The organism is Streptomyces sp. NPDC058464 (assembly GCF_042721035.1).
Lineage (GTDB): Bacteria > Actinomycetota > Actinomycetes > Streptomycetales > Streptomycetaceae > Streptomyces.
In genome coordinates, this window is sequence record NZ_JBHXMA010000004.1 from 18,408 (window position 1) to 39,917 (window position 21,510).

At 71.2% G+C, this 21,510-nt stretch carries 20 protein-coding genes and 1 tRNA gene; 14 read left to right on the top strand and 7 right to left on the bottom strand.

The window, feature by feature from the left end:
• Positions 1-69 precede the first annotated feature (69 nt).
• On the top strand, positions 70-351 hold the full coding sequence (locus tag ACFWPQ_RS07095; protein ID WP_121893988.1) for an HU family DNA-binding protein: 282 nt from the start codon (positions 70-72) through the stop codon (positions 349-351).
• Between the two features lie 97 nt (positions 352-448).
• Here the strand turns inward: ACFWPQ_RS07095 and murA are convergent, their stop codons facing one another.
• Complete coding sequence (murA, locus tag ACFWPQ_RS07100; RefSeq protein ID WP_089106630.1) at positions 449-1,789, bottom strand: UDP-N-acetylglucosamine 1-carboxyvinyltransferase; 1,341 nt, start codon at positions 1,787-1,789, stop codon at positions 449-451.
• A gap of 307 nt (positions 1,790-2,096) precedes the next feature.
• On the opposite strand from murA, the gene ACFWPQ_RS07105 reads away from it, so the two are divergent.
• The 11 genes from ACFWPQ_RS07105 (at position 2,097) to ACFWPQ_RS07155 (ending at position 15,142) form a co-directional block, all read left to right on the top strand.
• Positions 2,097-2,669 (top strand): YqgE/AlgH family protein, encoded by a 573-nt coding sequence (locus ACFWPQ_RS07105; RefSeq protein WP_217545775.1) that lies wholly within the window; start codon positions 2,097-2,099, stop codon positions 2,667-2,669.
• A gap of 52 nt (positions 2,670-2,721) precedes the next feature.
• On the top strand, positions 2,722-3,000 hold the full coding sequence (locus tag ACFWPQ_RS07110) for a DUF3039 domain-containing protein (RefSeq protein WP_351718250.1): 279 nt from the start codon (positions 2,722-2,724) through the stop codon (positions 2,998-3,000).
• Positions 3,001-3,235: 235 nt separating this feature from the next.
• Positions 3,236-4,528 (top strand): extracellular solute-binding protein, encoded by a 1,293-nt coding sequence (locus ACFWPQ_RS07115; RefSeq protein ID WP_384030805.1) that lies wholly within the window; start codon positions 3,236-3,238, stop codon positions 4,526-4,528.
• Positions 4,525-5,484, top strand: coding sequence for a carbohydrate ABC transporter permease (locus tag ACFWPQ_RS07120; protein WP_384030807.1), 960 nt, complete (start codon positions 4,525-4,527; stop codon positions 5,482-5,484). The genes ACFWPQ_RS07115 and ACFWPQ_RS07120 overlap by 4 nt, the downstream gene beginning before the upstream one ends.
• 5 nt (positions 5,485-5,489) lie before the next feature.
• Positions 5,490-6,335, top strand: a complete 846-nt coding sequence (locus ACFWPQ_RS07125; RefSeq protein WP_384031359.1) for a carbohydrate ABC transporter permease — start codon at positions 5,490-5,492, stop codon at positions 6,333-6,335.
• Position 6,336: 1 nt separating this feature from the next.
• Complete coding sequence (locus tag ACFWPQ_RS07130; RefSeq protein ID WP_384030809.1) at positions 6,337-7,971, top strand: beta-N-acetylhexosaminidase; 1,635 nt, start codon at positions 6,337-6,339, stop codon at positions 7,969-7,971.
• Between the two features lie 421 nt (positions 7,972-8,392).
• Positions 8,393-9,286 (top strand): FAD binding domain-containing protein, encoded by an 894-nt coding sequence (locus ACFWPQ_RS07135; RefSeq protein ID WP_383706587.1) that lies wholly within the window; start codon positions 8,393-8,395, stop codon positions 9,284-9,286.
• On the top strand, positions 9,283-10,935 hold the full coding sequence (locus ACFWPQ_RS07140) for a 2Fe-2S iron-sulfur cluster-binding protein (RefSeq protein WP_384030811.1): 1,653 nt from the start codon (positions 9,283-9,285) through the stop codon (positions 10,933-10,935). The genes ACFWPQ_RS07135 and ACFWPQ_RS07140 overlap by 4 nt, the downstream gene beginning before the upstream one ends.
• Positions 10,932-13,244, top strand: a complete 2,313-nt coding sequence (locus ACFWPQ_RS07145; RefSeq protein ID WP_384030813.1) for a xanthine dehydrogenase family protein molybdopterin-binding subunit — start codon at positions 10,932-10,934, stop codon at positions 13,242-13,244. Before ACFWPQ_RS07140 ends, ACFWPQ_RS07145 begins: the two co-directional genes overlap by 4 nt.
• Before the next feature lie 32 nt (positions 13,245-13,276).
• Positions 13,277-13,777 carry an AAA family ATPase gene (locus ACFWPQ_RS07150; protein ID WP_384031361.1) on the top strand — a complete coding sequence of 167 codons (501 nt, stop codon included), beginning with the start codon at positions 13,277-13,279 and terminating at the stop codon, positions 13,775-13,777.
• 195 nt (positions 13,778-13,972) lie between these two features.
• Complete coding sequence (locus ACFWPQ_RS07155; protein ID WP_384030815.1) at positions 13,973-15,142, top strand: SUKH-4 family immunity protein; 1,170 nt, start codon at positions 13,973-13,975, stop codon at positions 15,140-15,142.
• 16 nt (positions 15,143-15,158) lie between these two features.
• Here the strand turns inward: ACFWPQ_RS07155 and ACFWPQ_RS07160 are convergent, their stop codons facing one another.
• Genes ACFWPQ_RS07160 through ACFWPQ_RS07170 form a run of 3 tightly spaced genes read right to left on the bottom strand, consistent with a single transcriptional unit; the run spans position 15,159 to position 17,892 of the window.
• Positions 15,159-15,863: a response regulator gene (locus ACFWPQ_RS07160; RefSeq protein ID WP_384031363.1), complete on the bottom strand. Its 705-nt coding sequence runs from the start codon at positions 15,861-15,863 to the stop codon at positions 15,159-15,161.
• A 14-nt stretch (positions 15,864-15,877) separates the two neighbouring features.
• Positions 15,878-17,056, bottom strand: coding sequence for a sensor histidine kinase (locus ACFWPQ_RS07165; protein ID WP_384030816.1), 1,179 nt, complete (start codon positions 17,054-17,056; stop codon positions 15,878-15,880).
• Positions 17,053-17,892 (bottom strand): CPBP family intramembrane glutamic endopeptidase, encoded by an 840-nt coding sequence (locus tag ACFWPQ_RS07170; RefSeq protein ID WP_384030818.1) that lies wholly within the window; start codon positions 17,890-17,892, stop codon positions 17,053-17,055. Before ACFWPQ_RS07170 ends, ACFWPQ_RS07165 begins: the two co-directional genes overlap by 4 nt.
• A gap of 308 nt (positions 17,893-18,200) precedes the next feature.
• On the opposite strand from ACFWPQ_RS07170, the gene ACFWPQ_RS07175 reads away from it, so the two are divergent.
• Complete coding sequence (locus tag ACFWPQ_RS07175) at positions 18,201-18,887, top strand: DUF3566 domain-containing protein (RefSeq protein ID WP_384030820.1); 687 nt, start codon at positions 18,201-18,203, stop codon at positions 18,885-18,887.
• A 321-nt stretch (positions 18,888-19,208) separates the two neighbouring features.
• Entirely contained in the window at positions 19,209-19,532 is a 324-nt protein-coding gene (locus ACFWPQ_RS07180; protein WP_384030822.1) for a hypothetical protein, read from the top strand.
• Positions 19,533-20,616: 1,084 nt separating this feature from the next.
• Here the strand turns inward: ACFWPQ_RS07180 and ACFWPQ_RS07185 are convergent.
• The 3 genes from ACFWPQ_RS07185 to ACFWPQ_RS07195 all read right to left on the bottom strand — a co-directional run bounded on the left by ACFWPQ_RS07185 (position 20,617) and on the right by ACFWPQ_RS07195 (position 21,507).
• Positions 20,617-20,790: a hypothetical protein gene (locus tag ACFWPQ_RS07185; protein ID WP_384030824.1), complete on the bottom strand. Its 174-nt coding sequence runs from the start codon at positions 20,788-20,790 to the stop codon at positions 20,617-20,619.
• 197 nt (positions 20,791-20,987) lie between these two features.
• Positions 20,988-21,293 carry a three-helix bundle dimerization domain-containing protein gene (locus ACFWPQ_RS07190; protein WP_384030826.1) on the bottom strand — a complete coding sequence of 102 codons (306 nt, stop codon included), beginning with the start codon at positions 21,291-21,293 and terminating at the stop codon, positions 20,988-20,990.
• Positions 21,294-21,435: 142 nt separating this feature from the next.
• A tRNA-Cys gene (locus ACFWPQ_RS07195) sits at positions 21,436-21,507 on the bottom strand.
• Positions 21,508-21,510: the final 3 nt, after the last annotated feature.

The following is a 21,510-nucleotide window of genomic DNA, read 5'->3' on the forward strand; positions in this document are numbered from 1 at the left end:
GTCCCGGCCCAACATGCGGCTTCGCCGCGTGGCACGCCTCAATGGCAAGAAGAACACGGGAGTAACAACATGAACCGCAGTGAGCTGGTGGCCGCGCTGGCCGACCGTGCCGAGGTGACTCGCAAGGACGCCGACGCCGTGCTGGCCGCGTTCGCCGAGGTCGTCGGCGACATCGTCTCCAAGGGCGACGAGAAGGTCACCATCCCCGGCTTCCTGACCTTCGAGCGCACCCACCGTGCCGCTCGCACCGCGCGCAACCCCCAGACCGGCGAGCCGATCAACATCCCCGCCGGCTACAGCGTGAAGGTCTCCGCGGGCTCGAAGCTCAAGGAATCCGCCAAGGGCAAGTGACCTTGCCGTCCGTAGGCCACGGGACGGCATACGGTGCTTAGCACGACGATGGGGCGGCCCCTCCACCAGGGGCCGCCCCATCGTCGTACGGGAAGGGTTATCCGAGCGCCTTGCCCGGCAGTTCCACCTTCGCGCCCAGCTCTACCAACTTCTCCATGAAGTTCTCGTAGCCGCGGTTGATGAGGTCGATGCCGTGGACGCGGGAGGTGCCCTGGGCCGCGAGGGCGGCGATCAGGTAGGAGAAGCCGCCGCGGAGGTCGGGGATGACCAGGTCGGCGCCCTGGAGCTTCGTCGGGCCGGACACGACCGCGGAGTGCAGGAAGTTGCGCTGGCCGAAGCGGCAGGCCGAGCCGCCCAGGCACTCGCGGTAGAGCTGGATGTGAGCACCCATCTGGTTCAGCGCGGAGGTGAAGCCGAGGCGGGACTCGTAGACCGTCTCGTGGACGATCGAGAGGCCCGTGGCCTGGGTCAGGGCCACGACGAGCGGCTGCTGCCAGTCGGTCTGGAAGCCCGGGTGCACGTCCGTCTCCAGGGCGATGGACTTCAGCTGGCCGCCGGGGTGCCAGAAGCGGATGCCCTCGTCGTCGATCTCGAAGGCACCGCCCACCTTCCGGTAGGTGTTCAGGAACGTCATCATCGAGCGCTGCTGGGCGCCCCGGACGTAGATGTTGCCCTCGGTCGCCAGCGCCGCCGACGCCCAGGACGCGGCCTCCAGCCGGTCCGACAGGGCCCGGTGGGTGTAGCCGCCGAGCTTGTCCACGCCGGTGATGCGGATCGTGCGGTCGGTGTCGATCGCGATGATCGCGCCCATCTTCTGCAGCACGCAGATGAGGTCCTCGATCTCCGGCTCCACGGCCGCGTTCGACAACTCCGTGACGCCCTCGGCGAGTACCGCCGTCAGCAGCACCTGCTCGGTCGCGCCGACGGACGGGTACGGCAGCTGGATCTTCGTGCCGCGCAGCCCCTTCGGCGCCTCCAGGTACTGGCCGTCCGCACGCTTCTCGATGGTCGCGCCGAACTGCCGCAGCACGTCGAAGTGGAAGTCGATGGGACGGCCGCCGATGTCACAGCCGCCCAGACCGGGGATGAAGGCGTGGCCGAGGCGGTGCAGCAGCGGGCCGCAGAAGAGGATCGGGATCCGGCTGGACCCGGCGTGGGCATCGATGTCGGCGACGTTCGCGCTCTCCACGTACGTCGGATCGAGCACCAGCTCACCGGGCTCCTCGCCCGGACGCACCGTCACCCCGTGCAGCTGCAGCAGGCCGCGCACCACCCGCACGTCGCGGATGTCCGGAACGTTGCGCAGCCGACTGGGTGCACTGCCCAGCAGGGCGGCGACCATGGCCTTCGGTACGAGGTTCTTCGCACCGCGGACCCGGATCTCGCCCTCCAGCGGGGTTCCGCCGTGGACAAGCAGGACATCGTCGTTGACGGTCATGAATCTCGCGTTCCATGGAGTTGGGCAGGGCCGGAGAGACAGAGTAATCGCCCATCGGCCCACTCCCGTAAGCCCAAGGACCACCCAGCTACGTCATAGCTGTGTCACAACACGAACGGTGCCTAATCGGGCACATGGGGTCACCGCCCGTGACCGTGCGCCGGGGGCGCTCCCTTCCGCCCTCCCGTCTCCCACCACCACCCTCAAACGAGGCCTTGCCAGGCCGCTCCTTTAAATCATGGCTGCATTCACCCATGGACCCGGATTGGCTCCCCACGCGACGGGAAGATGCGGGATCATGTCAGGCATGACCGAGGTGTCCTCGCTCACAGGGCGGCTGCTCGTGGCCACGCCCGCCCTGGCGGACCCGAACTTCGACCGTGCGGTGGTGCTCCTTCTCGACCACGACGAGGAGGGCTCCCTCGGTGTCGTCCTCAACCGCCCCACCCCGGTGGACGTCGGCGACATCCTGGAGGGCTGGGCCTCCCTCGCCGGCGAGCCGGGGGTCGTCTTCCAGGGCGGCCCGGTCTCCCTGGACTCCGCGCTCGGCGTGGCGGTCATCCCCGGCGGGGCGAACGGCGACCGCGCCCCGCTCGGCTGGCGCCGGGTGCACGGCGCGATCGGCCTGGTCGACCTGGAGGCCCCGCCGGAACTGCTCGCCTCGGCCCTCGGCTCCCTGAGAATCTTCGCCGGTTACGCCGGCTGGGGCCCCGGCCAGCTGGAGGACGAACTGGTCGAGGGCGCCTGGTACGTCGTCGAGTCCGAACCCGGCGACGTCTCCTCGCCGTCCCCCGAAAGGCTCTGGCGCGAGGTCCTGCGCCGCCAGCGCAACGAGCTCGCCATGGTCGCCACCTACCCGGACGACCCCTCGCTCAACTGACGCCGGGCCTCCTCTCAACCGTTGTCCGGGCGCTTCAGTACCCTTGGCACTCATGAGCACTCTTGAGCCCGAGCGCGGGACTGGTACGGGGACCCTCGTAGAGCCGACGCCGCAGGTGTCCCACGGTGACGGCGACCACGAGCGCTTCGCCCACTACGTCCAGAAGGACAAGATCATGGCGAGCGCCCTCGACGGCACCCCCGTCGTGGCGCTGTGCGGCAAGGTGTGGGTGCCCGGCCGCGACCCGAAGAAGTACCCCGTGTGTCCCATGTGCAAGGAGATCTACGAGTCCATGGGCGCCGGCGGCGACGGCGAGGGCCAGGACAAGTAACCCGCCCGTCCGACAGCTCGGCTCTCCGAGGCCCCGGGCACGCTTTGGCGTGCTCCGGGGCCTTTGTCGTGCCCGCGCGTTGCACGGAGTGCGTCCCGCGGTCACAGAGTGGTTGAGACCTCTTGTCGACGTGTTCATGTAGTCCCTAGCCTCCGTGGTGTTGTGCAGAGCGAAACAGCCGTTGCATACCTTGCAACGCCCCCCATGCTTGAGCGCGCTCCCGGAGGGTCACTCCATGAAGCTCCCCGTCCCCGCACTCCTCGCCGGCGCCCTGTTCCTGGCCGCCGCCTGCGCCCCGCAGACCTCCTCCAATTCCGCCTCCGACAAGGACGACAAGAGCGGCACCCTGCGGGTGTGGCTCTTCCAGGAGGTCGGCAACGACCCGAAGCAGAAGGTCGTCGACTCGGTCGTCGCCGCCTTCGAGAAGGCACACGACGGCACCAAGGTCGACGTGGAGTACATCCCGGTCGACACGCGCGCACAGCGCGTCAAGGCCGCCTTCAACGACCCGGCCTCGGCCCCCGACGTCATGGAGTACGGCAACACCGACACCGCCGGTTACGTCCACGACGGCGGGCTCCTCGACGTCACCAAGGACTTCGGTGCCTGGAGCGAGGCGAAGGACACCGACCCGACGGCCCGGCAGTCGGTCACGGTCGCCAGCAAGGTCTACGGCGCCCCCTTCTACGTCGGCGTCCGCGCCCTCTACTACCGCACGGACGTCTTCAAGGACCTCGGCCTGAAGCCGCCGACGACCATGGCCGAGCTGGCCTCCACCGCCCGCGCCGTCCGCAAGGCCAGGCCCGACCTCTACGGCCTCGTCGTCGGCGGCGCCTACACCTACGGCGCCATGCCCTTCATCTGGGCCGACGGCGGCGAACTGGCCGCGGCCGACGGCGGGTCGTACACCTCGGCGATCGACAGTGCGGCCGCGCAGAAGGGCATCAAGGCGTACACGTCCCTCTTCGGCGACGACAACTGCCCGGCCGCCAAGTGCGCGGGCTTCGGCGGCAACGACACGGTCACCGCGTTCGCCGCGGGCAAGGCGGGCATGGCGATCGGGGGCGACTTCAGCCATGCGGCCGTGGAGGCGGGGAGCGTCAAGGGCAAGTACGCGGTGGTGCCGCTGCCGGGGGCCACGGCCGGTTCGATCGCGCCGGCCTTCGCGGGCGGCAACAACATCGGGGTCCTGAAGAGCACGACGCACCGCACGCTGGCCGTGCAGCTGATGGAGGAGCTGACCTCCAAGAAGACGCAGGCGGCGATGTTCGACGCGATGGGTTTTCTGCCGACGTTCAAGGACGTCCGTGACCAGGCGGCGGCGAAGGAGCCGTTCGTGAAGCCGTTCGTGGCGACCCTGGCCGCCGGGACGAAGTTCGTGCCGGCGTCGGCGGGGTGGTCGCAGATCGACTCGTCGCTGGTGCTGCCGACGATGTTCCAGGAGGTCATCAGCGGCAAGAAGAGCGTGGCGGCGGCTTCGGGGGAGGCGGCGAAGAAGATGGACTCGGCGTTCGGCTCCGCCGGATGACGCCCAATGGGTCGGGGGTCGCGGTTCGTGCGCGGCTGCGGGTGCGTGGGGGCTTGTCGCGCAGTTCCCCGCGCCCCTGTCGGGGCGCTCAGGCGAGCCCTTGGCTGTATCTGGCGCCCGCTCTCGTGGTCCTCGGGGGCCTGCTCGTCTACCCCATCTATCAGCTCGGGCTGATCTCCGTCTTCCGGTACACCCAGGCTCAGGTCAGTGGTGGTGAACCCACCGCCTTCGTGGGGCTGGGCAACTACTCGGACGTCTTCTCCGACGACCAGTTCTGGTCGGTGCTGCTGGCCACCGTCTGCTTCGCCGCCGCCTGTGTGGTGTCGACGCTCGCCGTCGGGTGTGCGCTCGCCGTGCTGCTGACGCGGGTGCGGGCGGTGCCGCGGCTCGCGCTGATGCTGGCGGCGCTGGGGGCGTGGGCGACCCCGGCCGTCACCGGGTCCACGGTCTGGCTGTTCCTCTTCGACGCGGACTTCGGGCCGGTCAACAGGGTGCTCGGGCTCGGCGACCACTCCTGGACCTACGGGCGGTACTCCGCCTTCTTCCTGGTCCTGCTCGAAGTGGTCTGGTGCTCCTTCCCGTTCGTCATGGTCACCGTGTACGCCGGGATCCGCGCCGTACCGTCCGAGGTGCTGGAGGCGGCCGCGCTGGACGGGGCCTCGCAGTGGCGGATCTGGCGGTCGGTGCTGGCGCCGATGCTCCGGCCGATCCTGACGGTCGTCACCATCCAGTCGGTGATCTGGGACTTCAAGATCTTCACGCAGATCTACGTGATGACCGGCGGGGGCGGGATCGCCGGGCAGAACCTGGTGCTCAACGTGTACGCCTACCAGCAGGCCTTCGCCTCCTCGCAGTACGGGCTGGGCGCCGCCATCGGTGTCGTCACGCTGCTGGTCCTGCTCGCCGTGACCCTGGTCTACCTGCGGCTGCTGCGCCGGCAGGGGGAGGAGCTGTGACCGTGGTGAATCTTGTGCGCGGGTTCGTGCGGCGGCCGGGCCGGCTGGCCGCCGAGGGGGCGGCGCTGGCGATCGCCGTACTCGTCGCCTTTCCGCTCTACTGGATGGTGCTGGGCGCCTTCAAACCGGCCGGGGAGATCGAGTCGGACCGGCCCAGGCCGTGGACCCTCTCGCCCTCTCTGGACTCCTTCCGGCGGGTGTTCGGGCAGCAGGAATTCGGTCGTTACTTCGTCAACAGTCTGGTCGTCGCGAGCAGCGTCGTGATCGTCTCGGCGCTCGTCGCCTTTCTCGCCGCGACCGCCGTGACCCGATTCCGGTTCCGCTTCCGGACCACCTTGTTGATCATGTTTCTGGTGGCCCAGATGGTGCCCGTGGAGGCCCTCAGCATCCCCCTCTTCTTCCAGATGCGGGACTTCGGTCTGCTGAACACGCTGGGCTCGCTGATCCTGCCCCACATCGCCTTCTCGCTGCCCTTCGCGATCTGGATGCTGCGGGGGTTCGTGAAAGGGGTGCCTCAGGCGCTGGAGGAGGCCGCGTACATCGACGGGGCGAGCCGGTCGCGCTTTCTCTGGCAGATCCTTTTCCCGCTCGTCCTGCCGGGCCTGGTGGCCACGAGCGTGTTTTCCTTCATCTCCGCCTGGAACGACTTCCTCTTCGCCAAGTCCTTCATCATCAGCGACACTTCGCAGTCGACCCTGCCGATGGCGCTGCTGGTGTTCTTCAAGCCCGACGACCCCGACTGGGGCGGGGTGATGGCGGCGTCCACGGTGATGACGATTCCGGTGCTGGTGTTCTTCGTACTCGTACAGCGACGCCTGGTCTCGGGACTGGGCGGAGCGGTTAAGGACTGACATGACTTCAGGGACGGATCTGATTCCGGCGCCGCGCAATGTCGTCGCCGGTTCGGGCGAGGTGCGGTTGACGGCGCACTCGCAGCTCTATGCCGGTCCGGGGGCGGAGGGGGTCGGCCGCTGGCTGCGCGCGGTCCTCGGGGCGGCCACCGGTCTGCCGCTGCGCGAGGGGAGGGAGCTCGACGACACCGAGGGCGACGGCATCGGGCTCCTCCTCGACCCCCACCTGGGCCCCGAGGAGTACCGCCTCGTCAGCGACCCGGCCGGCGTCCTCGTCGAGGGCGGCAGCGCGGCGGGCGTCTTCTGGGGTGCCCAGACGCTGCGGCAGCTCCTCGGCCCCGCCGCGTACCGCAGGGCTGCCGTGGAACCCGACCGCACCTGGGCCGTGCCGCATCTCACGATCGAGGACTCCCCCCGATTCCCCTGGCGCGGCCTCATGCTCGACGTCGCCCGGCACTTCATGCCCAAGGAAGGCGTCCTGCGCCACCTCGATCTCATGGCGGCGCACAAACTCAACGTCTTCCACTTCCACCTGACGGACGACCAGGGCTGGCGCCTGCGGATCGAGCGCTACCCCCGGCTCACCGAGGTCGGCTCCTGGCGGACCCGCACGAAATTCGGTCACCGGGCCTCACCGCTGTGGGACGAGAAGCCGCACGGCGGCTTCTACACCCAGGACGACATCCGGGAGATCGTCGCCTACGCGGCCGAACGGCATATCACCGTCGTCCCCGAAATCGACGTACCGGGACACTCGCAGGCCGCCATCGCCGCGTATCCGGAACTCGGCAACACCGACGTCATCGACACCGCCTCCCTCTCCGTCTGGGACTCCTGGGGGATCTCTCCGAACGTACTCGCCCCCACTGACAACACCCTGCGCTTCTACGAGGGGGTGTTCGAGGAAGTGCTCGGGCTCTTCCCCTCGGAGTTCGTGCACATCGGCGGCGACGAATGCCGCAAGGACCAGTGGCGGGCCTCGCCGGCCGCGCAGGCGCGCATCAAGGAACTCGGGCTCGCCGACGAGGACGAGTTGCAGTCGTGGTTCATCGGGCACTTCGCGAAGTGGCTTTCCGCGCGCGGGCGTCGGCTGATCGGCTGGGACGAGATCCTGGAGGGCGGGATCGCCGAGGGCGCGGCCGTGTCGTCGTGGCGCGGTTACGGCGGCGGGATCGCGGCCGCGCGGGCCGGACACGACGTCGTCATGTGCCCCGAGCAGCACGTGTACCTGGACCACCGGCAGGCCGACGGCGCCGACGAGCCGGTGCCGATCGGATTCGTCCGCACCCTGGAGGACGTGTACCGGTTCGAGCCCGTTCCGGCCGGGCTGGACGAATCCGAGGCGCGGCGGATCCTCGGCACCCAGGCCAACGTCTGGACCGAGGTGATGGAGGACCAGGCGCGCGTGGACTACCAGGCCTTCCCCCGGCTCGCGGCCTTCGCCGAGGTCGCCTGGAGCGCGCTCCCGGCCCCGGGGGAGCGGGACTTCGCCGATTTCGAGCGCCGGATGGCCGAGCACTACCGGCGGCTCGACGCCCTGGGGGTCGCCTACCGCCCGCCGACCGGCCCCCTGCCGTGGCAGCAGCGACCCGGCGTCCTGGGCCGCCCGATCGACGGCCCGCCCCCGAACCGCTGAGCGCTCCGCCGGAAGCGCCGCGATGTGCCGTCGGCCGTCTGCCGTCTGCCGTCTGCGGCGCCGTCGTGGCTGGTCGCGCAGTTCCCCGCGCCCCTTTCGGGGCGCTGCCGAGCCGCAGCGGACTTCGCCGGACCCGCTTGGCCCCGCCCCTGGCCCCTCACCGCTCCCGCTTCCCGCCCTCGCCCCGAACGCGTAATGGAAAAAGACCCCAAGGATCACCGAAGAGTGTCAATAAGTGCGCACCGGCGATGAAGGTAGAAAACGGACCAAGTCGCCGATGAGGTGGGCGAATGCCTCCTAGCGGACCCGTGCGTTCGAGGCTTGCGAAGATGTGCCAGAGTTGCCACGTCCGCCCTGTGAGCACGTACCGTACGGCCACACAGGTGGGACCAGGTGGGGCAGCGGGAAGGGGCAGCCGGTTTTGACCACGCACGCACCGCAGGCGGCGCAGTCCGTCACGCTGCCCACGACGCTGAACGAGGCAGTGGCGGCCCTCACCGCCATGCCCGCCGCCGTCCCCGTCGCGGGCGGCACCGACCTCATGGCCGCCGTCAACTCCGGACAGCTCAGGCCCGCCGCCCTGGTCGGCCTCGGCCGGATCAGCGAGATCCGCGGCTGGCAGTACCAGGACGGCAACGCACTGCTCGGCGCCGGCCTCACGCATGCGCGCATGGGCCGACCCGACTTCGCGGCCCTGATCCCGGCGCTCGCCGCCGCCGCGCGGGCCGCCGGCCCGCCGCACATCCGCAACGCCGGCACCCTGGGCGGCAACATCGCCACGGCCGCGCCCACCGGCGACGCGCTGCCGGTGCTCGCCGCCCTGGAGGCGACGCTCGTCATCGCGGGACCGGGCGGCTCCCGCCGGGAGATCCCGGTGTCGCACCTGCTGGCCGGCGTGGAGATGCTCCGCGCGGGCGAGCTGATCGGCTTCGTGCGGGTGCCGCTGCTGCACGCCCCGCAGGTCTTCCTGAAGGCGACCGGCCGCACCGGACCGGGCCGCTCGGTGGCCTCCGTGGCGCTCGTCCTCGACCCCGCGCGGCGCGGCGTCAGATGCGCCGTCGGCGCCATAGCGCCGATGCCGCTCCGGCCCCTGGACGCCGAGCAGTGGGTGGCCCGGCTGATCGACTGGGACAACGACCGCGCGCTCGTCCCGGAGGCGCTGGCCGCCTTCGGTGAGTACGTCGCGGCCGCCTGCATCCCGGACCCGGCCCCCGAGCCCGACGGCTCGGTGCCGGCGCTTCCGCCCGCCGTACTGCACCTGCGGCGCACCGTCGCCGCGCTGGCCCGACGAGCACTGGGGAGGGCGCTGTCATGACCGACGACCAGCATGGAGAGGGCGCGCCCTCCGGCGGCGGCCGCTGGAACCCGTTGCCCCAGGGGGACTACGACGACGGCGCGACCGCCTTCGTGAAGCTCCCCGAAGGCGGCATCGAGGCCCTGCTGTCCGCCGACAGTCCCCTGGCCGCGCCCGGGCACGGCTATGTGCCGCCGCAGATAGCGGCCGCGCCCGGCACCGAGACCTGGGGCGCGCCGACCGACGGCACCCGGTGGCCCGACCCGAACGCGGTCCCCCAGGAGCAGCCCGCCGACGACCGGTTCACGTACAACCCGGCCTCGACCCAGCAGTGGACGTACGAGGAACCGCCGCCCGCGCCCGGTCACGATGTGACCGGCCAGTGGTCGATCCCGGTCGCGACCGGCGACGCTCCGGACGAATCGGGCGAGTTCACCACATCCGCGCTCATGGAGCAGTGGGGCGGCACGCCGCCGGCCACCCTGCCGGGCGGCGCGTCCGCGCCTTGGGCGACGGAGCCCCCGGCGTGGGAACACCCCGTGGAGGCCCCTGGATCGCCCGCTGGGCCCCGTGCGGGCCGCGGCGACACACGGGCCCCCGGTCTCGCCTCCGGGGCCGCCGGTGCGCCACCTGTGGCCGACGCGTCGGCGAGGGGCGAAGAGGGCGAAGCGGGTGATACCGGCGAACTGCGGGCAATCCGCGAATCGCCTGATGCCGACGGAGCCGACGCGCCCCACGCCGCCGGCGGACACCCCGCCCACGACCCGCAGGCCGCCGACGGCGAGTCCGCCCCACCGGGGCGACCCGCAGCCGACGACGAGAGCGTCACGGGCGGTGCGGCCGGGGAAGAACACGCCGAAGGCGAAGCCGAGGCGGTCGACGACCACCCCCTCGCCTCCTACGTCCTGCGCGTCAACGGCGCCGACCGCCCTGTCACCGACGCCTGGATCGGCGAGTCCCTGCTCTACGTCCTCCGCGAACGCCTCGGCCTCGCCGGCGCCAAGGACGGCTGCTCGCAGGGCGAGTGCGGCGCCTGCAACGTCCAGGTCGACGGCCGCCTGGTCGCCTCCTGCCTGGTCCCCGCGGTCACCGCGGCCGGCAGCGAGGTCCGCACGGTCGAGGGCCTGGCCCAGGACGGCCGCCCCTCGGACGTGCAACGCGCCCTCGCCCGCTGCGGAGCCGTCCAGTGCGGATTCTGCGTCCCCGGCATGGCGATGACCGTCCACGACCTGCTGGAGGGCAACCCGGCCCCCACCGAGCTGGAGACCCGCCAGGCCCTGTGCGGCAACCTCTGCCGCTGCTCCGGCTACCGGGGCGTCCTGGACGCCGTCAACGAGGTCGTCGCCGAACGCGAGGCACACGCCGCCGCCGACGCTGAGACGGATGGCGACGAGGCCCGTATTCCGCATCAGGCGGGACCGGGCGCCGGCGGCGTCAACGCGTCGGCGTTCGACTCCCCGGGCACCTTCGGGGCCGGAATCCAGGTCCCGCACGAGCAGTCGTACGACCAGTCGTACGGTGGCAACCAGTCGTTCGGCGGCGACCAGACGTTCGGCGGGAACCGGACGTTCGGCGGCAACCAGTCGTTCGACGACCAGAGCCAGACCTACGACGATCAGAGCCAGAGCTACGACGACCAGCCCTACGGCCCGGACGGAGGCCAGGCGTGACCAACGAGACCGTCACCACGACCACGGCCGCGGAGACCCCCGTCCCCGCTCCCGAGCCGCTGCCGCACGGCCTCGGCGTGTCGCTGCCGCCCGCCGACGCGGGCGCGAAGACCGAGGGCACCTTCCCGTACGCGGCCGACCTGTGGGCCGAGGGCCTGCTCTGGGCGGCCGTGCTGCGCTCCCCGCACCCGCACGCGCGCATCGTGTCGATCGACACCAGCCACGCGCGCGAGATGCCCGGCGTACGGGCCGTCATCACCCACGAGGACGTCCCCGGCACCCCCCGCCACGGCCGCGGCACCCCGGACCGCCCGGTCTTCGCCTCCGAGGTCGTACGCCACCACGGCGAGCCCATCGCGGCCGTCGCCGCCGACCACCCGGACACGGCCCGGATGGCCGCCGCCGCCGTCATCGTCGAGTACGAGATGCTCGACCCGGTCATCGACCCCGAGCAGTCCTTCGAGGCCGAGCCGCTGCACCCCGACGGCAACCTGATCCGGCACATCCCGCTCCAGCACGGCGACCCGGACGCGACCGGCGAGATCGTGGTCGAGGGCCAGTACCGCATCGGCCGCGCCGACCCCGCCCCCATCGGCGCCGAGGCCGGACTCGCCGTGCCCCGCCCCGACGGCGGGGTCGAGCTGTACCTGGCCTCCACCGACCCGCACACCGACCGCAACACGGCCGCCGCCTGCTACGGCCTGTCCCTCGAACAGGTGAAGATCGTCGTCACCGGCGTGCCGGGCGCGACCGCCGACCGCGAGGACCAGGGCTTCCAGCTCCCGCTCGGCCTGCTCGCCCTGAAGACCGGCTGCCCGGTCAAGCTCACGGCGACCCGCGAGGAGTCCTTCCTCGGCCACGCCCACCGCCACCCCACCCTGCTCCGCTACCGGCACCACGCCGACGCCGAGGGCAGGCTGGTCAAGGTCGAGGCGCAGATCCTGCTCGACGCGGGCGCCTACGCCGACACCTCCGCCGAGTCCCTGGCCGCGGCCGTCTCCTTCGCCTGCGGCCCCTACGTCGTCCCGAACGCCTTCATCGAGGGCTGGGCCGTCCGCACCAACAACCCGCCCTCCGGCCACGTCCGCGGCGAGGGCGCCATGCAGGTGTGCGCCGCCTACGAGGCGCAGATGGACAAGCTGGCGAAGAAGCTCGGCCTCGACCCGGCCGAGATCCGCCTGCGCAACGCCCTCGCGACCGGCGACGTCCTGCCCATCGGCCAGACGGTGACCTGCCCGGCACCGGTCGCCGAACTCCTCCAGGCGGTACAGGACTTCCCGCTCCCCGCGCTGCCCAAGGACACCCCCGAGGACGAGTGGCTGCTGCCCGGCGGCCCCGAGGGCGCGGGCGAGCCGGGCGCGGTGCGCCGGGGCGTCGGCTACGGCCTCGGCATGGTGCACATGCTCGGCGCGGAGGGCGCCGACGAGGTCTCGACGGCCACCGTCAAGGTCCACGACGGCATCGCGACCGTGCTCTGCGCGGCCGTGGAGACCGGCCAGGGCTTCACCACGCTGGCCCGCCAGATCGTCCAGGACACCCTCGGCATCGACGAGGTCCACGTGGCCCCCGTCGACACCGACCAGCCCCCGGCGGGCCCGGGCTGCCGGGGCCGCCACACCTGGGTCTCCGGCGGCGCCGTCGAACGCGCGGCCAAGATGGTCCGCACCCAGCTTCTGCAGCCCCTCGCCCACAAGTTCGGCATGTCCACCGAGCTGCTCCAGATCACCGACGGCAAGATCACGTCGTACGACGGCGTCCTGTCGACCACCGTGACCGAGGCGCTGGACGGCAAGGAGCTGTGGGCCACCGCCCAGTGCCGCCCGCATCCGACCGAGCCGCTGAACGCCGAAGGCCAGGGCGACGCCTTCGTCGGCCTCGCCTTCTGCGCGATCCGCGCGGTCGTCGACGTCGACATCGAGCTGGGCTCGGTGCGGGTCGTGGAACTCGCCGTCGCCCAGGACGTCGGCCGGATCCTCAACCCCGCGCAGCTCAACGCCCGTATCGAGGCCGGTGTCACGCAGGGCGTGGGCATCGCCCTGACGGAGAACCTGCGCACCCCGCGCGGGCTGATCCGCCACCCCGACCTCACCGGATACGCCCTGCCGACCGCCCTCGACGCCCCCGACATCCGGATCGTCAAGCTCGTGGAGGAGCGCGACGTGGTCGCCCCCTTCGGCGCCAAGTCGGTCAGCGCGGTGCCGGTGGTGACGTCCCCGGCGGCCATCGCCTCGGCCGTCCGCGCGGCGACCGGCCGCCCGGTCAACCGCCTCCCGATCCGCCCGCAGGCGGCGGTGGTCACGGGTCTGTGAGCCTCTCCGGGGTCGTGGTGATCGCGGGGGTGATGGCGTCCGGCAAGTCGACGGTGGCCCAGGCGCTCGCCGAGCGGTTGCCGCGCGCCGCGCACGTCCGCGGCGACGTCTTCCGCCGGATGATCGTCTCGGGGCGGCAGGACTACACCCCCGACGCCGCCGAGGAGGCCACGGCCCAGCTGCACCTCCGGTACCGCCTGTCGGCGGCGACGGCGGACGCGTACGCCGAGGCCGGGTTCACCGCGATCGTCCAGGACGTGCTGCTGGGCCCGGAGCTGACGTCGTACGTCGGCCGGATCCGCACCCGCCCGCTGCACGTCGTCGTCCTGGCCCCGAGCCCCGAGGCGGTGGCGGCGAGGGACGCGGCACGGCCGAAGACCGGATACGGGCCCGCGTGGACGGTCGCCGATCTGGACGCGGAACTGCGCCTGCGCACCGAGCCGTTGGGGCTGTGGCTGGACACATCGGAGCTGACCGTGGAACAGACGGTGGAAGCGATTCTCACCGGGACGGAACGGGCGAGGGTCCTCTGACGTCTCTTCTGCGGGGCGTTGTCAGTGCCGCGGCGTAGTGTTCTGGGCAGTGGGGACGACCGTTCCGGAGGGGAAGCCCGGACGGCCCGCCATACCCCACTGACTTCGACGCAGGACGCACCACGCACCACTCGACTCGACCTTCTTGCTACTTGCTATTTGCACGACTTGAACACATTGATCGCGGGGGCAGCGATGAGCACGATCAGCACGACCGGCAGCGGTGCGACGGCGATCACGCTGACCGAGGCAGAACTGGACCGGTACATCACGCACGAACCGACCCGCAGCCGGCTCGCCGGCCCCGGACTGCCCGACAGCGGCGGCCTGCTGACGTTCGAGCCGCTGCGCACGGTCGGCCTGCGCACGCTGGCGGACGTCACGGACGGCCCGTCCCGGCTCGCGGAGGAGCTCCGGGACCGCCTGGTGATAGGGGAACTGCTGGCCCCGGCCGGCCTGGACCCGGAGTCGATCCTCCTCGACGGCGGCACCGGCGAGATCTCCACGGCCTACCTGGTCGACCCCACCGACCCGCGCCCGCTGGCGCCCTCGCTGGAGACGCTGCTGCGCTTCGCGGCGGTCACCGAGGAACTGACGGGCCTGCGCGGCCGTTTCGCCTCCCTCGCCGGGACGTACGGCACGAAGGCGGCGACCGAGGCCTCCCGCAAGCTCCTGGAGCTCTTCGAGGAGGGCACCGCCGGCCGCGTCCCGCCGTACTGGAAGGCGACGGCCCTGATCCGCCCCCTCAGCCTGATCGCGGGCCCCGGCACCGACTCCGGGCTGGCCGTCGACCTGCCGGCCCGGCTCCTCGACCAGGAGTTCGGACAGGGCCGGGTGGCCCGCTTCGAGGAGGTCGACTTCCCGCCCACGCTCACCCACGAGCCGACCCGCCGCTTCCTGCGCGAGACCGGCATCCCCGAGGACGCGGTCCTCTTCCACCTCGACCCGGACGGCCCGCTCCCCACCCTCTGGGAGTACTTCACCGACATCCACCCGGGCGGCTTCCCCCTGGACGACCTCCCGCCCCACGCCGACCGGCTCATACGCCTCGGCCACCTGGTCGAGGACAACAGCCTCGTCGTGGACGGCACCACGGGCGCGATCCTCAACTTCTCCGAACCCGAGGCGACCCTCTACCCCCTCAACACGGACATCTCCACGCTCGCCTACACCCTCTGGCTCCTGCACCACGAGCGCACCATCGACGAGCACCTGAACCACGAACTCACCACGGAGGCCTACGACCAGCTCGCCGCGACCATGCTCCACACCCTCGCGGCCATCGACCCCACCCCCGTCACGACGGACGCCAACTGGCACTACTGGACGGAGCTGTTCCAGGACGAGGCCGGCGGGGTGCTGTAGCGGCGGCCGGGGCGGGTCAGGTCACGAGGCCCTGGCGGTAGGCGTAGACGACGGCCTGGACGCGGTCGCGCAGCCCCAGCTTGGCGAGGATGCGGGACACGAAGGTCTTGACGGTCTCCGGGCTGAGCACGAGGGCCGCGGCGATCTCACCGTTGGAGAGGCCCTCCGCGATCAGCCGCAGCACCTCCAGCTCGCGCGGGGTCAGCGGAACGCCGTGCGGGGTACCGCCGTCCGCGGGGCGGATGCGGGCGGCGTAGCGGCCCACGAGCTGCCGGGTCACCTCGGGGTCCAGCAGGGCCGCGCCCGTGGCCACGGTCCGGATGCCGTGCAGCAGCCGGTCCGGCGGCGCGTCCTTGAGCAGGAAGCCGCTGGCGCCCGCGCGCAGGGCCTCGTAGACGTACTCGTCCAGGTTGAACGTCGTCACCACGAGCACCTTCACCGGATGCGGCACCCCGGCACCGGCGAGCAGCCGGGTGGCCTCGATGCCGTCGAGGACCGGCATCCGGACGTCCATCACGACGACGTCCGGGCGCAGCCGGGCGGCGAGGTCGACCGCGGCCCGCCCGTCCCCGCACTCGCCCGCCACCTCCAGGTCGGGCTGGGCGTCGATGATCGTCGCGAGGCCGGTGCGGATCAGCACCTGGTCGTCGCAGACCAGGACCCGGACCGGTGCCTCGCCGCCGCCGGCGGTCACGCCGTTCGTGCCGTTCGTGCCTGTCATGCCGTTCACGCCTGTCATGCCGGGCTCCCCGCGGGTATCCGGGCCCGGACGACGAAGCGGCCGTCGTCCGCGGGCCCGGCGCTGAACTCGCCGCCCAGCACGGCCACGCGCTCCCGGAGACCGGCCAGGCCCCGCCCGCTCCCGCCCAGGGACGCCGGGGCCGGGCCGGACCCGTCCGTGCCGACCTCCACGGTGATCTCCTTCCCGCCGTGCCGCACCCGGACCGAAGTGCGGCTGCCATGGGCGTACTTGAGGGCGTTCGTCAGAGCCTCCTGCACCACCCGGTAGGCCACCAGGTCGGCGCTGCCGGCCGGCTCCGTCGGCGTGCCCTCCTCGGTGAACTCCACCGGCTGCCCGGCCCGCCGCGTCTGCTCCACGAGCGTGAGCAGCCGCCCGGTCGGCGGTGTCCTGCCCCCCGTACCACCGGTGCCGGTGTCCGTGCCGTGGTCGGGATTGAGCAGGTCGAGCAGGTGGCGCAGGTCGGAGATGGCCCGCCGTCCGGTGTCGGTGACGGCGGTCAGCGTCTGGTCGAGGCGGTCCGGCGCGGCGGTCAGATACCGGGCCGCCTCCGCCTGCACGACCATCGCCGTCACATGGTGGGTCACCACGTCGTGCAGCTCACGGGCGATTCGGGTGCGCTCGGCGGTGCGGGTGTCCTCGGCGACCCGCCGCCGGCGGTCGGCCTCCGCGGCCCGGGTGGAGCGCAGCCACGCACCGATGCCCCACGCGAGGACCAGCGCCAGATAGAACGTCACGAACCCGCTCACCGTCTCGCCCCCCGACCCCAGCCGGTACAGCGCCACGGCCAACGGCACGTAGGCCGCGGAGAACAGGAGCGCGGCGGGCCGCCGGTGCCGTTCCAGATGGGCGCCGGTGCTGATCAGGGCGAGCGGCAGCGCGGTGCCCGCGACCGAGTGGTAGCCGCGCAGCTGGTCGACGGCGAAGCCGAGGGACACCAGGGCGAGGGAGACGGCCGGCCAGCGCCGGCGCGCGGCCAGCGGCAGGCACTCCAGGCCGAGCACCGCGATGGTCAGCGCGTCGAAGGGCCGGGTCGGCAGCTCCCCGACCTGGGTCCCCTTGCCGTGCAGGGCCGGCAGGAACGACCCGGCCAGGAGCAGCAGTCCGAGCGGGAGATCCCGGACCACGACGTCGAGCCGGTGCCACCAGCCGGGCGCCCGCCGAGGACTGATCACCGGGGCAGTGTAGCGACGGAGCCGGCCGGGACGTCCCGGCGCCGACGCGGCACCACATGCCCCCGCCGCTTGGCGAGCCACAGGAACGCGACCGTCACCAGCACCCCGAACACCACCGAGTACACACTCGCCTCCGGCCCGAACTGCCCGCCGGTGACCAGCTGCGAGCCCGAGGTGGTGGCGTCCAGCAGCCCCTTCTGCGCTCCGCCGCTGCCGGAGACCTCGGTGCCGAAGATGCCGGACTCGGCGAAGTTCCAGCCGAAGTGCAGGCCGATCGGCAGCCAGAGGGTGCGGGTGGCGGCGTACGCGGCGCCGAGCATGCCGCCGGCCTCGATCGCGATGGCGAGGGCGCCCCACACGGTCGCGTCCTTGTTGAGCAGATGCATCATCCCGAACAGCGCCCCGGTCGACACCAGCGCGATCCAGGTCCCGGTGCGCTCCTCGACGATCCGGAACAGCACGCCCCGGAACAGCAGTTCCTCCGTCACGGCGGCAGCAGCCATGTACCCGACGACTCCCACCGCACCCCCCACCGAGCCCACCCCGTGGACGGAGTAGTCCCCGAGGAAGGCGATGTTCCCGATGACGCACGCGAACGTCACCACGCCTATGGCCACCCCACGCCCGAACGCCGCCCGGGCACCGACCTGCCCCACCTCGCCGCTCGGCCGGTGCTCGGTCCGCCGTACCACCCACCCGTAGACGAGCACCGCGACCACGGCCGTCAGCAGGCCGAGGACCAGGGTGAGGAACCAGTTCTCCTGCACCGCGGCGACAACCTGCCCTCCGACGAAGGCGACCGCCGCGACCGCCAGGAGCTGCCAGACCAGCCTCATGATGACTCCCTCACAGGATCCGCAGCCCAGGCGCTGCGACTGGCCCGAACGCTACGGATCGGCCGCCCCGAGATCGTCACCACTCGGTGGACACCTGCCCGTAGCTCGCGCGGGGGACAAGCGGGGGCCACGGCCGGATCCTCTGACTGGCCGGACCCTCTGACCGACCGGACCCTCTGACTGGATCGGCCGTCACCGTGCCTCTCGCGGCCGGCGACGCTTCCCTGCTCACTCACCGTCACCGCCGGGGATGCGGGGGTGCACGCCGCCACCTAACGTCGCAGGTGAGGACCAGCCAGGGAGCGGACATGAGCCGAACCAAGCGCAGCAGGACCCGCGGCACGACCCGTAAGCCGGTGCCGAGGATCTCGTCCCACAGGGTGACGTCACCGACGGCGCCCACTCCGACGGCACCCGAACGCGGGTCGTCCCAGCCGGCGCCGCCCCGTGAGCAGGCCTTCCCGCACGGCCCACCGCGCCGCCCCACCCGCATGCGCATATCCGGGACCAACCCGTGGTCGGTCACGGTCATGAGCTTCTTCTTCCTGACGGGCCTGGGCGTGTGCGTCCTGGGCGCCGCGCTCGCCACGTCGGTGCTGCTGGACATCGTGGCCCCGGGCGATTGGCCGACGCCGTGGGAGACGCTGGTCGTCGCCACCGGTGTAGTCGCGCTGGAGATCCTCCTGGGCACCGTTCTGGCCTGCCTGTGCGGCTTCATGTACAACTACACCGCCCGGTTCAGCGGCGGTGTCGAAGTGGCCCTGACCGGCGACCTCACCGATCCACCACCGGCCGCCCAGGCCCTCCGACTCCTGACACGGCTGCACGCGCACGCCCGACGGCACCTGGACGCCTGGCTGCCGGCCAACCCCTTTGCCGCCGGGCGCCTTTCCCGCCGACGCGACAGCGCCCCATCCCCACCCGACGCCGAAGCCGCAGCCGACCCCGAAGCCTCAGCCGCAGCCGACGCCGACCCCCGCCCCCGGCAGTCGTAGCCACCCGGACAACGACGAGGGCGGCACCCCTTCCGGGACGCCGCTCTTTCGTTGCGAGATCCAAATCGCTTTGAAAGGTGTGTGGCCGAGGTCGGCTGTCGAGCAGTTCGCGCGCAACTGCGGAGAAGTCGCCGGCTGCCTTCTTGGCGGGCTTCCTGAGGGGTTGTCTTGGAATGGACACGCGATGAGGAGGTTCACTTCTCCGACGTCTGGCCATTTAAGCTTTGGCCGTCACACAGCGTGAGAGATGACGTGAGAAGGACAAACGAAATGCTGCGTACGCGTATGCGTAGGCTCCCGCGCCCCCTTGTGCTCCGTGCGTTGCTTATCACCACCATCGTCGTGCAGTCGATTGTGCTCCTCGTCCAGGACGCGCAGATCGACAGTCTGCGGGTACAGCACGTCGACCTCCAGGCACAAGGCGTCGCACCCGGCCCCTCCGGCCCGCCAGGCCCCTCGGGTCCGCCGGGCGTTACCGGCCCGGCAGGAAGGAACGGGCAGGATGGGAGGAACGGTGCGAATGGGAGGCCCGGACAGAATGGGAGGCGCGGCAAGAACGGCAAGAACGGCAAGAACGGCAAGGATGGCAAGGACGTTTTTGCCACTCCGAGGCCTACCGTCACCGTCACCCTGAGCCGCAACTGAGCCCCACGTTCGCCATGGGTACGTCAAGGACGGGGTTCTCTCGGACATTTCCTCCGTCGCCTGGATGTTCAACCGGCGTGCAACCGGGCGGAGGGACGTGTGGTTTCGGCCGGCAGTACATGGCGAACCGCGGAACCGGCACCGGTACCCCGCAGACGAGCGCGTATGCCGCGTGGCGCGTTGGGGCCGCACTCGCCCTCGCTCGGGCTTCGCCTTGATGACGTCGCTTTGAAGGTGTGTGGCCGAGGTCGGCTGTCGAGCAGTTCGCGCGCAACTGCGGAGAAGTCGCCGGCTGCCTTCTTGGCGGGCTTCCTGAGGGGTTGTCTTGGAATGGACACGCGATGAGGAGGTTCACTTCTCCGACGTCTGGCCATTTAAGCTTTGGCCGTCACACAGCGTGAGAGATGACGTGAGAAGGACAAACGAAATGCTGCGTACGCGTATGCGTAGGCTCCCGCGCCCCCTTGTGCTCCGTGCGTTGCTTATCACCACCCTCGTCGCGCAGTCGATTGTGCTCCTCGCCCAGGCCGCGGAGATCGACAGTCTGCGGGTACAGCACGTCGACCTCCAGGCGCATGGCGGCGCAGTCGGTCCCTCCGGCCCGCCAGGCCCGTCGGGTCCCGCCGGCCCTGCCGGCCCTCAAGGCAGGAACGGGCAGGACGGCAGGAACGGGCAGGAGGGGAGGAACGGGCGGGAGGGCCAACAGGGCAGGGACGGCCAGGACGGCGAGGACGGCCAGGACGGCAAGGACGCTGTTGCCACTCCAAGGCCTGCCGTCACTGTCACCAAGATCCAGAACTGAGCCCCGTGCCGCGTGCCCCCGTGCCCTCTGCCCCGTGTCGCGAACGCGTCCGCGAGTCTCCTGGTCCCTGCCGTTCCACCGTTTCCCCGCGGGATCTGGTGCGCCAGTAGTACGAGTCGCCCTTCCTCCGTCAACTTCCGCAGGACGGCCCTCTGGTCGAGCGGTCTCCAGTGCCGCCTCGGGGGGGGCACTCACCCTCGCTCGCGCTTCGCCGCGATGACGGGCTTCAGTGCCTCCGTGCGGTGATCGACAACATCCTTTCTTGCTGTTTACATCCATCCATCACCCAGCGTGAGGGACAATGTGACCAACGTAAAAGAGAAACTGCTCAAGCGGCGCCCCCTCGTGCTGGGTGCCGCCCTGATCGTCGCGCTTGTCGCGCAGTGGGGCGCGCTCGTCGCCCATCAAATGCAGATCGACGATATGTGGGCAGGGGACGTCGAACTCCAGACGCACGGCCTTGAGGTGGGCCCTTCCGGTCCGCCGGGCCGCACCGGTCCCCCCGGTCCGCCCGGCCCCACCGGCCCGCAGGGCAGAAGAGGAGCGGACGGGCGGCCCGGGAGAGACGGGGACGATGGGGAGGACGGGGACGATGGGAGGAGAGGACATCACGGAAGAAACGGGAGAAACGGCGTAGTGGTGCTGCTGCACAACTAGTGCCCCGACAGGCAACGTTCGCTCCGCCGTGACGCCCGGCAGTCGGGTGTGACGCCCGTCGGGCGCTCGACCAGTACAGGAATGAACTCGCGCACCGGCCGATCCGTGGATGACGCGTAAGCCTTGGCGACGGCTGCTTTGACCTCGGCCTGACTGCGCGTCGCGCCGAACGCGTCCTTCAGGCGTTTGCCCAGGAGAGTGCTTCTCGGCCGCTGCTGAGATTCTCGGGCAGTAGTGCCCCGCGCCGTGAGGTGCAGGTCAACGTCCCGGTCGTCATGGAAGTCGGCATTCTTGACGCGCACTGAGGCACGTGCCCGACCAATGCCGCAGCTCGGTTCCGCCTCCGCGAGGTCGGGCCAGGTGGCCAGTTACGTGACGGGCGGTCAAAAGGGTGACACCCCGGGAGGGGTGCCACCCTTTCGTTCTGCCTGGTCAGGCAGTCAGAGGCCGTGGCGGGAATCGAACCCACGTAACTCGCTTTGCAGGCGAGTCCCTAAACCACTCGGGCACACGGCCGTG

What these genes read in the sequence shown, in the direction of transcription:
- ACFWPQ_RS07095 (WP_121893988.1), top strand. Translation starts at nt 70, where the DNA reads ATGAACCGCAGTGAGCTGGTGGCCGCGCTGGCCGACCGTGCCGAGGTG.
- murA (WP_089106630.1), bottom strand. Translation starts at nt 1,789, where the DNA reads ATGACCGTCAACGACGATGTCCTGCTTGTCCACGGCGGAACCCCGCTG.
- ACFWPQ_RS07105 (WP_217545775.1), top strand. Translation starts at nt 2,097, where the DNA reads ATGACCGAGGTGTCCTCGCTCACAGGGCGGCTGCTCGTGGCCACGCCC.
- ACFWPQ_RS07110 (WP_351718250.1), top strand. Translation starts at nt 2,722, where the DNA reads ATGAGCACTCTTGAGCCCGAGCGCGGGACTGGTACGGGGACCCTCGTA.
- ACFWPQ_RS07115 (WP_384030805.1), top strand. Translation starts at nt 3,236, where the DNA reads ATGAAGCTCCCCGTCCCCGCACTCCTCGCCGGCGCCCTGTTCCTGGCC.
- ACFWPQ_RS07120 (WP_384030807.1), top strand. Translation starts at nt 4,525, where the DNA reads ATGACGCCCAATGGGTCGGGGGTCGCGGTTCGTGCGCGGCTGCGGGTG.
- ACFWPQ_RS07130 (WP_384030809.1), top strand. Translation starts at nt 6,337, where the DNA reads ATGACTTCAGGGACGGATCTGATTCCGGCGCCGCGCAATGTCGTCGCC.
- ACFWPQ_RS07140 (WP_384030811.1), top strand. Translation starts at nt 9,283, where the DNA reads ATGACCGACGACCAGCATGGAGAGGGCGCGCCCTCCGGCGGCGGCCGC.
- ACFWPQ_RS07150 (WP_384031361.1), top strand. Translation starts at nt 13,277, where the DNA reads ATGGCGTCCGGCAAGTCGACGGTGGCCCAGGCGCTCGCCGAGCGGTTG.
- ACFWPQ_RS07155 (WP_384030815.1), top strand. Translation starts at nt 13,973, where the DNA reads ATGAGCACGATCAGCACGACCGGCAGCGGTGCGACGGCGATCACGCTG.
- ACFWPQ_RS07160 (WP_384031363.1), bottom strand. Translation starts at nt 15,863, where the DNA reads ATGACAGGCACGAACGGCACGAACGGCGTGACCGCCGGCGGCGGCGAG.
- ACFWPQ_RS07170 (WP_384030818.1), bottom strand. Translation starts at nt 17,892, where the DNA reads ATGAGGCTGGTCTGGCAGCTCCTGGCGGTCGCGGCGGTCGCCTTCGTC.
- ACFWPQ_RS07175 (WP_384030820.1), top strand. Translation starts at nt 18,201, where the DNA reads ATGAGCCGAACCAAGCGCAGCAGGACCCGCGGCACGACCCGTAAGCCG.